Origin of the sequence: Mesorhizobium sp. CA6 (assembly GCF_020165035.1) — a bacterium.
Taxonomy (GTDB): domain Bacteria; phylum Pseudomonadota; class Alphaproteobacteria; order Rhizobiales; family Rhizobiaceae; genus Mesorhizobium.
The window spans coordinates 59,016-71,806 of the sequence record NZ_JAIUHI010000020.1; the positions used below are offsets into that span (position 1 = coordinate 59,016).

General features: G+C 63.3%; 14 protein-coding genes. 8 read left to right on the forward strand and 6 right to left on the reverse strand.

Translation table 11 applies throughout. From position 1 onward, the window contains the following. Window positions 1–13: 13 nt before the first annotated feature. The 4 genes from LB526_RS25345 to LB526_RS25360 all read right to left on the reverse strand — a co-directional run bounded on the left by LB526_RS25345 (window position 14) and on the right by LB526_RS25360 (window position 2,541). Window positions 14–241 (reverse strand): hypothetical protein, encoded by a 228-nt coding sequence (locus LB526_RS25345; RefSeq protein ID WP_140631530.1) that lies wholly within the window; start codon window positions 239–241, stop codon window positions 14–16. A 115-nt stretch (window positions 242–356) separates the two neighbouring features. Continuing rightward, window positions 357–986, reverse strand: coding sequence for a glutathione S-transferase family protein (locus tag LB526_RS25350; protein ID WP_224630195.1), 630 nt, complete (start codon window positions 984–986; stop codon window positions 357–359). Window positions 987–1,123: 137 nt separating this feature from the next. After that, window positions 1,124–2,221 (reverse strand): flavin-containing monooxygenase, encoded by a 1,098-nt coding sequence (locus tag LB526_RS25355; RefSeq protein ID WP_224630196.1) that lies wholly within the window; start codon window positions 2,219–2,221, stop codon window positions 1,124–1,126. 86 nt (window positions 2,222–2,307) lie between these two features. Continuing rightward, the gene (locus tag LB526_RS25360; protein WP_224610248.1) at window positions 2,308–2,541 is read right to left on the reverse strand and encodes a hypothetical protein; all 234 of its coding nucleotides are present in this window, start codon (window positions 2,539–2,541) and stop codon (window positions 2,308–2,310) included. 112 nt (window positions 2,542–2,653) lie between these two features. On the opposite strand from LB526_RS25360, the gene LB526_RS25365 reads away from it, so the two are divergent. From LB526_RS25365 to LB526_RS25385, 5 genes are all read left to right on the forward strand, one after another. Beyond that, the gene (locus tag LB526_RS25365) at window positions 2,654–3,253 is read left to right on the forward strand and encodes a DUF922 domain-containing Zn-dependent protease (RefSeq protein ID WP_224630197.1); all 600 of its coding nucleotides are present in this window, start codon (window positions 2,654–2,656) and stop codon (window positions 3,251–3,253) included. A 451-nt stretch (window positions 3,254–3,704) separates the two neighbouring features. Continuing rightward, on the forward strand, window positions 3,705–4,781 hold the full coding sequence (locus tag LB526_RS25370; RefSeq protein ID WP_224630198.1) for an ABC transporter ATP-binding protein: 1,077 nt from the start codon (window positions 3,705–3,707) through the stop codon (window positions 4,779–4,781). A 36-nt stretch (window positions 4,782–4,817) separates the two neighbouring features. Beyond that, window positions 4,818–6,143: an ABC transporter substrate-binding protein gene (locus tag LB526_RS25375; protein WP_095768332.1), complete on the forward strand. Its 1,326-nt coding sequence runs from the start codon at window positions 4,818–4,820 to the stop codon at window positions 6,141–6,143. A gap of 98 nt (window positions 6,144–6,241) precedes the next feature. Further along, window positions 6,242–7,180, forward strand: a complete 939-nt coding sequence (locus tag LB526_RS25380; RefSeq protein WP_224610256.1) for a carbohydrate ABC transporter permease — start codon at window positions 6,242–6,244, stop codon at window positions 7,178–7,180. A gap of 1 nt (window position 7,181) precedes the next feature. Next, window positions 7,182–8,075: a carbohydrate ABC transporter permease gene (locus LB526_RS25385; protein WP_224630199.1), complete on the forward strand. Its 894-nt coding sequence runs from the start codon at window positions 7,182–7,184 to the stop codon at window positions 8,073–8,075. 44 nt (window positions 8,076–8,119) lie between these two features. Here LB526_RS25385 and LB526_RS25390 read toward each other — a convergent pair whose 3' ends face one another. Then, complete coding sequence (locus LB526_RS25390) at window positions 8,120–9,562, reverse strand: LuxR C-terminal-related transcriptional regulator (protein WP_224630200.1); 1,443 nt, start codon at window positions 9,560–9,562, stop codon at window positions 8,120–8,122. Window positions 9,563–9,728: 166 nt separating this feature from the next. On the opposite strand from LB526_RS25390, the gene LB526_RS25395 reads away from it, so the two are divergent. Then, window positions 9,729–9,980, forward strand: coding sequence for a DUF1127 domain-containing protein (locus LB526_RS25395; RefSeq protein WP_224610260.1), 252 nt, complete (start codon window positions 9,729–9,731; stop codon window positions 9,978–9,980). A 3-nt stretch (window positions 9,981–9,983) separates the two neighbouring features. Here LB526_RS25395 and LB526_RS25400 read toward each other — a convergent pair whose 3' ends face one another. Continuing rightward, on the reverse strand, window positions 9,984–10,403 hold the full coding sequence (locus LB526_RS25400; RefSeq protein WP_224630201.1) for a VOC family protein: 420 nt from the start codon (window positions 10,401–10,403) through the stop codon (window positions 9,984–9,986). 258 nt (window positions 10,404–10,661) lie between these two features. Here LB526_RS25400 and LB526_RS25405 point away from each other — a divergent pair, with 258 nt between their 5' ends. Together LB526_RS25405 and LB526_RS25410 are read left to right on the forward strand one after the other, a co-directional pair. Next, entirely contained in the window at window positions 10,662–11,870 is a 1,209-nt protein-coding gene (locus tag LB526_RS25405) for an MFS transporter (protein WP_224630202.1), read from the forward strand. 205 nt (window positions 11,871–12,075) lie between these two features. Further along, window positions 12,076–12,789, forward strand: coding sequence for a hypothetical protein (locus LB526_RS25410; protein WP_224630203.1), 714 nt, complete (start codon window positions 12,076–12,078; stop codon window positions 12,787–12,789). Window positions 12,790–12,791 lie beyond the last annotated feature (2 nt).

Sequence of the window (12,791 nt, forward strand, 5' to 3'; positions counted from 1 at the left end):
TTGGGCAACGGCCCTATTTTTTCTTGCAGTCCGACATCGCCTCCATCGCCTTCCTCGCCTCACCCTCGCTGGCGTATTTCTTCTTGCCGAGATCGACGACAAGCGTGCCGTCGGGCTTCTTCGGCACGATCTCGCACTGCTTCGACACGGCGTCTCTGGCGACCCAGTATTGCTCGGCTGCCATGACCGGTAGGCTCATGATGCCGGTGGCGAGGATTGCGGCGAGGATGGTGCGAACCATTGCGGACCTCCATGGCTCTGGTTGGAACGCAACGCGAAACAGGCGGGCGCCGATTGGGCGACGCACGACACGCTGCCTTTGGAAAACGCCCTGTCCGCCGCTGTGTTCCGGCGGCTCAGGCGTGCGAATGCGGATCGATGCTGTAAGGATGCACAGGATAATCCGGGCCGATCGTCTCGCTGACGCGTCCCATCCAAGCATCGACAGCGGGATAGTCGGCGAGCGAGAAACCGCAGTCCTCGGCTCGGTGGCTGTAGGCGTAGACGGCGATGTCGGCGATGGTGAGCGCGTTGCCGACCAGGAATTGCGTGTCGGCCAGGCTGCGCTCCAGCGCGCCAAGCGCGCGCACGCCCGCCTCGCGCTTGCCGGCAACCATCGCCTGGTTACGCTCCAGCCGACCGGTCAGCGTCCAGTAGCGCAACGAGCCGATGACCGGCTCGATATGGTACTGCTCGAAGAACAGCCATTGCATCACCTTGGCGCGGGCAAAGCGGTCCGACGGAAGGTAGGGTGTGCCCTCGGCGAGATAGGCGAGGATCGCGTTCGACTCGGCGATCGCCTCGCCATTGTCCAGCCCGAGCACCGGAACTGCGCCTGCCGGGTTGAGCTTCAGGAACGTCTCGGTGCGGCACTCGCCCTCGAAGATCGAGATGATGCGGGTGTCGTAGGCGATGCTGAGCAGCCCGAGCAGGACGCGAACCTTCCAGGCATTTTGCGACGGGAGATAATCGTAGAGCGTGAGCATGGAGTGCATTCCTCGCTGGTGGATTGGCTTGCCATGCGGCGAATGACGGCGCCACCCGATTCAGGCGGGGCGCAGATCAACGCAGAAAGGTCTGCGCCGTGACGGAACTCGGCCTATCATGGTGGCCGCGTGAACCCTCACCGTCTCGCAATATCCTTCGCCACCGCCTGCGCCTCGATGCCGATTTCGCGCAACAGGCCGGTGACCGGATTGTAGAAGCCGATGAGATAAACGCCGAGTTCCGTCGCGCGGGCGTTCACGCCGCTCTTGTCCGGCCTGAGCTGCGCCGGCAGGAAGCCGTCATAGGCCGGGCGGTAGCCGGTGGCGAAAATAGCCGCGTCGAATTTCTTCTCCACCCCGTCGGCGAATTTCACACCGTCCCGGGTGAAGCCTGCGATATCCGGTGCGATGCCGATCCGGCCGGCCTTGATCGCCGCCACCGTGCCGACGTCGATCACCGGAATGCGGCCGGCTTCGATCCCCTGCATGATGCCCTGCCGCGGCCGCACGATGCCGTATCTCTCCAGCCTGCCCAGCGCCAGATCGAGGATCTTTGGGAACACCCAGTCGTTCAGCGCCTGCGGCATCGGCCGACTGGCGATCCCCACCATCTGGATCGGCACGCCGAACAGCTGGCGTGGCACGATGTGGACGCCCTTCCGCACCGAGATTGTGGGCCTGGCACCGCTTTCAGCCAGGTCGAGCGCGATCTCCGCGCCCGTATTGCCCATGCCGACGACCAGCACGTCCTTGCCGACATAAGGCGCGGCCTCGGTATAGGCGGCGCTGTGCAGCACCTTGCCCTTGAAGGCTTCGATGCCCGGGAAGTTTGGTGTGATCGGCTCGGCATTGTTGCCGGTGGCCACCACCACTTTGCGGGCATTGAACAGCCCGGCATCGGTCTGGACCAGCAGACGCTCGCCTTCACGGCTGACCGATTTGACGGTGACGCCGAAGCGCGGCCTGAGCCCGAAACGCCCTGCATAGGCATCGAGATAAGCGACCACCTTCTCGCGCGGCACGTAGCGCGGGTGGCTTTTCGGGAACGGCACGAAGGGCAGCGACGAGAAGGATTTCACCGTGTGCAGGTGCAGCCGCCGGTAATGCCGCCGCCAGGCGGGCGCCACCTCATTGGCCCTTTCAAGGATGATGAAGTCCTGCCCCGCCTGTTTGAGGCAGGCAGCAACGGCGAGCCCGGCAGGACCGGCGCCGACGATGACGACATTGGTATCCAAATGGCTTTCCTCCCGCCAAAGCGGCAAAAACTATGACAGGAGGAGTTCGAGGGGCAAGTAGGGAGAAGCACCTACAGGCAGCCGCCCTACTCCATCGCGCCCGGCGCCTCGGGCTCATCCTCGGGCGGTTCGAGGATCTCGATCAGTTTCGCCACACGGGCGCCGGGCATGGCGCGGCCTTCATTGACCAGCGCCTCGTCGGCGCCGATCCAGGCGAAGGCCTCGCGCAATTCCTCGAGGCTGGCGCCGGTGAGCGCGATATCGGCGATGACGGCCTCGTCGACCGGTCCAAGCACGGAAATGATCTCGTTGCGGGTCATCTGGTCCTTCCCCATGGGGCGGTTGCCCAGGAAAACGATCGACCGGTGAAGCCGGTTCCGAAAATCCGCGGGCCGGCTTCTACCAAACGAGGCCCAATGCTATGGCTCGCCCATGAAGCCCGCCCTCCTCCTCGCCGCCCTGCTTTCGTCCACGCCGGCGCTCGCCGATTGGAAACCTATCGAGAAAATCGAGACTTATGCCGTCTCGGGCGAAAGCGCGGAGCAGCTCTATCTCTCGATCGGCAAGAAAGGCCCGGTGATCGGCAAGGATTCGGCCGGCAACGAACGGCGTGTCATCGCGCACACTTTCTTCAAGCTGACCTGGCAGCGCGACTACCAGCCGCAAGGTGGCGCCTGCGTGCTGAGGACAGCGCGGCCGAAGCTGATCATCACCTATACGCTGCCCAAGCCGGCGCGGAAACTTGGCTCAGCCTTGCAAACGCGCTGGGACGCCTTCGCCGCCGGGCTGATCGCGCATGAGAAGGTGCATGGCGCCGGCATCATCGACATGGTGGACAAGATCGTCGCCTTCAGCACCGGCCTCACAGCCCAGAACGATCCCGGCTGCAAGAAGGTCCGGGCGGAGCTGACAGCCTATCTCGACCAACTCTCGAAGGCGCAGCGCCAGGGCAGCCGCGATTTCGACAGGATCGAGTTCGGGCAGGACGGCAACATGCTGAAGCTGATCGCGGCGTTTCTGGGCGGAGGCTGAGAACGAAGGCAAGAGCGGCAGCGACAGCCCCACTCCCTGCGCCATGGCGGAAGTAATGCGCGCGTCCTGGATGGATAACGACCAATCCCGTTGGCGATGTAAATCAGCAGGATTCGGCTTTTCTCGGACACGCTGAAATCTATTACATTAACGATGCCTAATATCCATCGGTGGCGTTTGAAGATCAATCGGCCGCCCTCCGGCGACTGGCTGGATCCACTTCGCTTCAGCGCAGCCTTCGCTCAAACTGTCTTCAACGATGGTAGTAAGCAAGGCGCGCCGCCGCTTTACAGGTGGATGTGGTAGCGCTACCGTTTCACAGTCGCGTGACCGGGGGAGTAGGGCAAACGTCGCCGACGCCAGTGGTGGGTGCTTGCCGGCACCCGTTTCAGCCACACCTTGATTGGAACGGCTCCCCGCGAGATTCGCAGGGACCATCGGGAGGAGTTCGATGGCGTCTGTCGCGATTGGCGATGTCTACAAATCGTTCGGGGCCACCCAGATCCTGCATGGCGTCAGCGTCGACATAGACGACGGCGAGTTCGTCACGCTGGTGGGGCCCTCAGGCTGCGGAAAATCGACCCTTCTCAGGATGGTTGCAGGCCTGGAAAAAATCTCGCGCGGCCATATCTCGATCGGCAGCCGTATCGTCAACGACGTTGCGCCGAAGGAGCGCGACGTCGCCATGGTCTTCCAGAACTACGCGCTCTATCCGCATATGACGGTTGCCGAGAACATGGCGTTCTCGCTCATGCTCAAGGGTGTCCCGAAGGCTGAAAGCGATGCCGGGGTGAAACGGGCGGCCGAAATCCTCGGGCTGGTGCCGCTTCTGTCGCGCTATCCCCGCCAGCTTTCGGGCGGCCAGCGCCAGCGCGTCGCCATGGGCCGGGCAATCGTGCGCAATCCGCAGGTGTTCCTGTTCGACGAGCCGCTCAGCAATCTCGACGCCAAGCTGAGGGTGCAGATGCGGGCCGAAATCAAGGAACTGCACCAGCGGCTGAAGACCACGACGGTCTATGTCACCCACGACCAGATCGAGGCCATGACCATGGCGGACAAGATCGTGGTCATGCATGACGGCCTCGTCGAGCAGATCGGACCGCCGCTCGAGCTCTACGACCGGCCAAACAACCTGTTCGTGGCAAGCTTTATCGGCTCGCCCGCCATGAACCTGCTCAAGGGCGCATTCGCCAATGATGGCCCACCGTCGTTCAGGGGTGCAGGAGGCATTTCCGTGCCTTTGCGGAAGCCTCCCTCCATCGGCAACGGCGAAGCCATGGTGCTCGGAGTACGACCCGAGCATCTGCGGCTGGCCGACGACGGCATTCCAGTCAAGGTGGCGGTGATCGAGCCGACCGGGTCGGAAGTGCAGATCATCAGCCGCACGGTCGGCGGGGAGGACATCGTCGCCAATTTCCGCGAGCGCCATTCCTTCGCGCCGGGAGAAACCATTCGGCTGTCGGTCGACCCCGGTCCGATCCACCTGTTCCATGGCGAGACCGGCAAGCGAATCGAGACGGCGCGATAAAACCAGGCAACGGCAGAGCAACAGGAGGAAACGAGTATGAAGTTCACCAGACGCGATGTAATCCGCACGACCGCAGCCGCGGCGGCCGGAGCCCTGGGCAGCCGCTTCGTCGGCTCGAGCGCATTCGCCCAGGAAGGCGTGACCTACAAGCCCGAGGAAGGCGCCAAGCTCAGGCTGCTGCGCTGGTCGCCCTTCGTGCAGGGCGACGAGGACCAGTGGCTGAAGAATACCAAGCGGTTCACCGAGGCGACGGGCGTGGAGGTGCGCGTCGACAAGGAAAGCTGGGAAGACATCCGTCCCAAGGCGGCGGTCGCCGCCAATGTCGGCTCCGGCCCCGACCTGATGTTCGTCTGGTTCGACGACCCGCACCAGTATCCCGACAAGCTGCTCGATGTGACGGAACTCGGTGATCATCTCGGCAAGAAGTATGGCGGCTGGTACGACGGCCCGAAACAATATGCGACGCGCGAGGGCAAGTTCATCGGCTTGCCGCTGGCCACCATCGGCAACGCCATCGTCTACCGCGAAAGCTGGGTCAAGGAGGCAGGCTTCTCCGAATTCCCAAAGGACACGGCCAGTTTCCTGGAACTTTGCAAGGCGTTGAAGGCGAAAGGCCATCCCGCCGGCTTCACCCATGGCCACGGCGTCGGCGACGGCAACAATTACGCGCATTGGCTGCTGTGGAGCCACGGCGGCCAGATGGTCGACGAAGCCGGCAAGGTAACGATCAACAGTCCGGAGACGCTGAAGGCGATCCAGTATGCGCAGGAGCTCTACAAGACCTTCATCCCCGGCACCGAAAGCTGGCTCGACGTCAACAACAACCGCGCATTCCTGGCCGGGGAAGTGAGCGTGATCGCCAACGGCATCTCGGCCTACAACACAGCAAAGATCAACAAGGACAAGGACCCGAAGCTGGCCGAGATCGCCAAGGACATCCGCACGACCAACATGCCGATCGGGCCGGTCGGCAAATCGGTCGAGCTTTTCCAGGTGACCACGGCCGTCATCTTCAACTACACGCCCTACCCCAATGCCGCCAAAGCCTATCTGCAGTTCATGTTTGAGGACCCGCAAATGTCCGACTGGATCACCTCGTCGGCAGGCTATTGCTGCCAAACGCTGAAAGCCTTCGACAACAACCCGGTTTGGAAGGCCGATCCTAACAATGCAGCCTACGCGAAAGCCTCGGCGACGCTGCGCCCCAACGGCTATGCCGGGCCGCTCGGCTATGCATCCGCTGCGACAATGGCTGACTACGTGCTGGTGGACATGTTCGCCAAGGCGGTGACGGGCCAGGCGACGCCGCAGGAAGCGATGGAGGAGGCCGAAAAACGCGCCAATCGCTACTACCGCGTCTGATCCTGGCGCAGTTTGAAGCAGGATGACCGCGCTTTGCGGCTTACTCGAGCCAAGCGCGGTCAGCCACAGTTCCACCCGCATAAGAAGGAGCCCGCGCCATGGCCGTGCCGTCCGTTGCCGTTCAGACGCGCCCGTCGATCCGTTCGAGGCTCGCCGAGAGCAGGAACGTTCTCGGCTTCGGCTTCATGCTGCCGGCGGCGGCGCTGCTCCTGGTCTTTCTCACCTATCCGCTCGGGCTCGGTGTCTGGCTCGGCTTCACCGACACGCGCATCGGCCGGCCGGGCATCTTCATCGGCGTCGAGAACTACGAATATCTGTGGAGCGACAGCGTCTTCTGGCTCTCGGTGTTCAACACGCTGCTCTACACGGTCAGCGCTTCGATCCTAAAATTCGTGCTCGGCCTCTGGCTGGCTCTCATCCTCAACGAGAAGCTGCCCTTTAAGTCATTCTTCCGCGCCGTCGTGCTGCTGCCTTGGGTGGTGCCGACGGTGCTCTCGGCCATTGCCTTCTGGTGGATCTATGACTCGCAGTTTTCGATCCTGTCCTGGGCGTTGCAGCAGATGGGCCTGATCGACCACCGCATCAATTTTCTCGGTGACCCGACCAATGCGCGCGCCTCGGTCATCGCGGCCAATGTGTGGCGCGGCATTCCCTTTGTCGCCATCACGCTGCTTGCCGGTCTGCAGACCATTCCGCAATCGCTCTACGAGGCCGCTACGCTCGACGGCGCCAGCCGCTGGCAGCTGTTCCGCTACGTGACCCTGCCGTTGCTGACGCCGATCATAGCCATCACCATGACATTTTCGGTCCTGTTCACCTTCACCGATTTCCAGCTGATCTATGTCCTGACCCGTGGCGGGCCGGTGAACGCCACGCATCTGATGGCGACATTGTCCTTCCAGCGCGGTATTGCGGGCGGCCAACTGGGCGAAGGCGCGGCAATCGCGGTTGCCATGATTCCCTTCCTGCTGGCCGCGATCCTGTTCAGCTATTTCGGACTGCAACGGCGCAGATGGCAGCAAGGCGGCGGAGACTGACATGGCCGCGACCAAGGAAGTCGAGCGCCTGGACACCGACGAAGGCGGCATGGGCTACCTGCAAAGCCTGCCGCGGCGGGTGGTGACGGTCTATCTGCCGCTGCTGGTGTTTCTGATCGTCCTCCTGTTTCCGTTCTACTGGATGACGATCACGGCGGTTAAGCCCAATATCGAGATGACCGACTATGTGAACTACAATCCGTTCTGGGTCGTGCATCCCACGCTGGAGCACATCCGCTACCTGCTCTTCGAGACCTCCTATCCAGGTTGGTTGCTCAACACGATCATCATTTCGACCGCCGCGACTTTCCTGTCGCTGGCGGCTGCCGTGCTTGCCGCCTATGCGATCGAGCGGCTGAGGTTTTCGGGGGCACGGCAGGTTGGCCTCGCCGTCTTCCTCGCCTATCTCGTGCCGCCCTCTATCCTGTTCATTCCGCTGTCGGTGATGGTGTTCAATCTCGGTCTTTACGACACGCCGTTCGCGCTGATCCTCACCTATCCGACCTTCCTCATCCCGTTCTGCACCTGGCTTCTGATGGGCTACTTCCGCTCGATCCCCTTCGAGTTGGAGGAATGCGCGCTCATCGACGGCGCAAGCCGCTGGCAGATCCTCACCAAGATCGTGCTGCCGCTGTCGGTGCCCGGCCTGATCTCGGCCGGCATCTTCGCTTTCACCTTGTCTTGGAATGAGTTCATCTATGCGCTGACCTTCATCCAGTCTTCGGAGAAGAAGACGGTGCCGGTCGGCGTGCTCACCGAACTCGTTCGCTCCGACGTCTATGAATGGGGCGCGCTCATGGCCGGCGCGCTGATCGGGTCGCTGCCGGTGGTGGTGCTCTATTCCTTCTTCGTCGAGCACTATGTTTCATCGATGACGGGCGCGGTGAAGGAATAGAAGCGCACCAACGCCAGGCACCTGGCGTCGGGCTAGTGACCGGGCTAGCAGAGCGGCACCAACTTCGCCGCCTCGCGGATGGCTCGCGCGGCGCCCGGACTGCTCACCGGATAGCCAGAGATGAAGCCCTCGACCGAGAAGCCGGGGAACTCGGTGCGCAGACGGTCCGCGATGGCTGCGGCCTCGCGACCTTCGCCTAGTGTTGCGTGGGCAAGCATCAGGAAGATCAGCACGTGCGGCGAATCCGGCGTGCTCCGTCGCAGCGCGGCTATGGCTTCCCGGTGCCTGCCGGCCGTGAACAGGACGCGCCCCTGCATGCCGAAATACCAGGGCGGGGCAAGCGGGTTGAGTCGCATGGCGCGCTCGATGAGCGGGATGGCTTCCGCCGGATCGCCGGCGACCAGCGCCTTGCTGCCGGCAAGCAGCGCCAGCGTGTCGGCATGATTGGAACCGCATTCGAAGGCGCGCCGGTGCGCCCTTTCAGCTGCCTCCAAATCGCCCAGGCAACCCATGAGGTCGCCGAAGCAGTTGTGCGCAGTGCTATCGCTCGGATCGAGCCGCAGCGCATTCTCGGCCGCCCAGCGCCATTTGGCGATCGAGGCGCTCAGATTGTCTCCGAAGCCGTTGCATGCCTCGATCGAATAGGCGTAGGCAAGTTCGGTCCAAGCCTTGACCAGGGTCGGGTCAAGTTCGAGCGCGCGTGAAAACAGCCTGATGGCTTCCCTGTTGCCGCTGCGGCTGAAGGTGTTGTGCTGCTCGACGCCCAGCAGATAGCAGTCATAGGCGCGCAGGCTGGCCGGCGGCTTGCGAAGGATTGCATTGCGGCCGACCGTGGCGATCGCTCCGAAACAGCCGGCAAGCACGTTGATCACGCTTTCGGTCAAGCTGTCCTGCAGCGCGAAGATGTCCTCGACGGGCCGGTCGAAGCTTTCGCTCCACAGGCTGACGCCGGTTCGCGCATCGGCCAGCTCCATCGTAAGCCGCACTCGCTGGGTGTCGGCGCGCAACTGACCGGACAGAAGATAGGCCGCGCCCAGGGCCTTGCCGTCGGCAGTGAAATCGGCCGGCTTGCTGCCCAGCGCCTTCATGGTGTGGAAGGCAATGACCGGCAGATCCGCGTAGCGCGCAAGGTCGATGGTGATGTCGGATGACAGCCCGCGAGCAAAGCGGCGCCATTGCTCGTCGGCGCTCAGGCATTCGATGGGAAATATCGCAAGGACCGGCGAAGTGTCGGGCACGGTCGGCATGGCTGTGACGGCGTTGATATGCATGGCGAGCGCGACCTTGCTGCGGACGCCGAGCTTTTCGTAGATCGCGGCGAGGTGGGTGCGCACGGTGGATGGCGCGATGAACAGCGCCTCGCCGATCTCGCGATAGGTCAGGCCAGCCGCGAACCTTTCCGCCACCGCACGCTCGCGCTCGGACAAGGCCGGCACAGGCTGGCGCGCTGAAAGCGCGGCCGGTATGGACGCAGCGTCGTGATTCATCTCGATTCTCTGCCCACGGACGGCGACATTATCAACGCCCCGCCCCCCGCAAAATACTACAAATGCAGGACCCAAAACACTGCATGCAGCCGATGGATCGACTGAGCGTGGCGGTTCAGGCTCCCGGCGTGCCCTCGATGAGGGCCGTTCTTCCGAGGAGCCGACGATGAAACCCATATTGAACACGATTTCCGATTTTTATGGCGCCGTGCAGCTCGACCTCCGCGACCCGCCGGCCGGAGAAAGCTTGACGCGTCATCCCGGGGTGTTGGGCCTTTTAGCCGTGTGGCACGAACGAGCCTGCTTCCGCGAGGAGCTGGCGCTCAAGGCGCGCTATACGCCATATCTGATCGGCGATATCGGTCTGACCATGGACGAGGTGCGGGAGGAGCTCGCTAAACCGTTCTGGCGCCGATAGGCCTCAGAAACTCACCACCACCGCATCCGCGTTCCGCTTCGCCGGCCCATGAAACACCGCCTCGATGTTGTTGCCGTCCGGATCGAGCAGGAAGCAGGCATAGTATCCGGGATGGTAGCGCCGTTCGCCCGGCGCGCCATTGTCCTTGCCGCCGGCGGCGAGCCCGGCCTGGTAGAAGGCATCGACCTTGGCGCGGTCCTTCGCCTGGAAGGCGAGATGGTGACGGCCGGTGAGCACGCCTTGGGCGGAACGGCTGTCGGGGGTCGAGACGAACAGCTCGTCGGCCCAGAAATGGTCCTCAGCGCCACCGCCGATCGGGATGCCCAGCACTTCGAATAGGCTGCTGTAGAAACGCCGGCTGGCCTCGATGTCGCGCACCACCAGGTGAAGGTGATCGATGAGCCGGCCGCGATAGAGTTCCATGGAATGCTCCTGGTTGAGAGGGTAAATCTAGATGGGACGGGTGTGCGGTCAATGACGGGTACTGCCGGCTGCTGACACTTCAGCCACTCGCGGGACAGCGCCTGGGACAACGAAATCGGCCCTCAAAAAATCCGGATAAAAAATGCAACCAGATTGTAGGATCGGCTCCCGCTCCGGCGTCCTTCGGACGCACGCGGCCCGGTGGACTGGAAAAACCGTGCCGCATCAAACAGGATGCCTTACGGCATGGAGAAAACCATGAACCATTCCTATCGTTGGGTCATCGTCGCGGCCGGCGCGCTGATGACCTGCGTGGCGCTCGGCGCCATGTTTTCGCTGGCGATCTTTCTGGAGCCGATGTCGCTCGACACGAACTGGTCGCGCACCGGCATTTCCAGCGCCATGACCTTGAATTTCCTGGTGATGGGCCTCGGCGGCTTCGCCTGGGGCGCGATCTATGACCGGGTCGGCGCCAGGCCCGTGGTGCTTGCGGGCGCGGTGCTGCTTGGACTGTCGCTGGTGGTGGCGAGCCGGGCGACCTCGCTGCTGGTCTTCCAGCTCAGCTACGGCGTCATCGTCGGGCTGGCGGCCAGCGCCTTCTTCGCGCCGATGATCGCGCTCACCACCGCCTGGTTCGACACCAACCGAAGCCTTGCCGTCTCACTGGTCTCGGCCGGCATGGGCGTGGCGCCGATGACGATCTCGCCCTTCGCCCGCTGGCTGATCACGGCCTATGACTGGCGCACCGCCATGTTCGACATCGGCGTCATGGCCTGGGTGCTCTTGTTGCCCGCCGTCTTGCTGGTGCGCCAGCCACCGGCGGCGGTCGCAGCCAGCGACGGCACGCCGGCGCCCGTCACCGACGATCCCGGCATGAGCGTCGGCCAGGCGCTGCGCTCGCCGCAATTCATCGTGCTGGGCCTCACCTTCTTCGCCTGCTGCGCGGCGCATTCGGGCCCGATCTTCCACATGGTGAGCTATGCCATGTCCTGCGGTGTGGCGCCGATGGCGGCCGTGACGATCTATAGCGTCGAGGGGCTGGCCGGCCTTGGCGGGCGCGTGCTCTACGGCGTGCTCGGCGACCGGCTGGGCGTCAAGCCTGTGCTGGTCGCCGGGCTTGCTATCCAAGGCCTGGTGATCGCAGCTTATCTCACCGTCGGCCAGCTCGAGCAGTTTTACCTTCTGGCCGTCATCTTCGGCGCCACCTATGGCGGCGTGATGCCGCTTTACGCGGTGCTGGCGCGCGAATATTTCGGCCTGCGCATCATCGGCACCGTCCTCGGCGCGGCCACGATGCTCTCCAGCCTCGGCATGTCGCTCGGGCCGCTCGCCGGCGGCATGATCTACGACGCCACTGCCAGCTATCGCTGGCTGTTCATCGGCTCGGCGCTGATCGGGCTGGGCGCCGCCGGCATCGCGATTGCCTTCCCGCCGCAGCCGAGCCGGCAGAAACTGCAGATGGCTTGAAGGTGATCGGAAGCGGCCGCCCGACGAAGGCGGCCGCAGTCCCTAGTTCAACGACTGGCGGGCGGCGCGGGATGGCGCTTTTCGAGTTCTGCCGCTGTGGTCTGCCGACCTGTGTTGCGCAGGCGCTCCAGATAGACCGGCGAACCCTTGTAGCCGTCGTGATAGCAATTTATTCTTCGAGCCCGGCCTCGAGCGGGTGACTGCGGTGGCAATGACGGAAATGGACCCGGCGCAGACAGCTGCAAAAGCTCTCAATGACGAAGTTGCGGCCGACGCAAAAGCCTATCTTGACTCCGCCGTATCAACACTCACCGTGCCGGTGCCGCTCTTGATGGGCATCGGCTTTGCCGCCTATTCGCTGGCAACAAAACCGACCCCGTCGGAGGACGCAAAAGTATCCGTCGCCGGGGTCGACGTGCCGCTGGCGATCGCCGTGGTGCTTGTCATGTCGCTGAACGGCCTGTCACTGCTCCACATTGCAAGGATGGTGTCGCTGCTTCATGCCGCATGGCGGCAAAAATCGACCAGGGAGGTCGTTGCCAATGTGCTGCTGCATCACCCGAACATGCTGAACCCGTTCGCCGACGCGGCGTCTTTTCGCAACGGCGTGCCAGGCCCACTGTCCTGGTTGCTCAGTCTTGTGCCGAGATTGGCGGCAGGCGCCCTCATAGGGCTTTGTGCCATATTCCTTGTCTCGCTTGGCAACCACTGGCCCGCCGCGGCTGGTATGTGGTTCACGATCGCGGTCTTGTTCGCCATCACCATGCACGCCGCGGGCATGGCCGGTATGATCTTGATACTGCCACCACTGATCATTGACCTTAGCGGTCGGAAATCGCTGGTGCCGTTTATACTCGGGCTGGCCGTCGGCACCGCGGCGGCATGGCGGTTCGATATCGCCATCGGCACGCCGATCTAGAC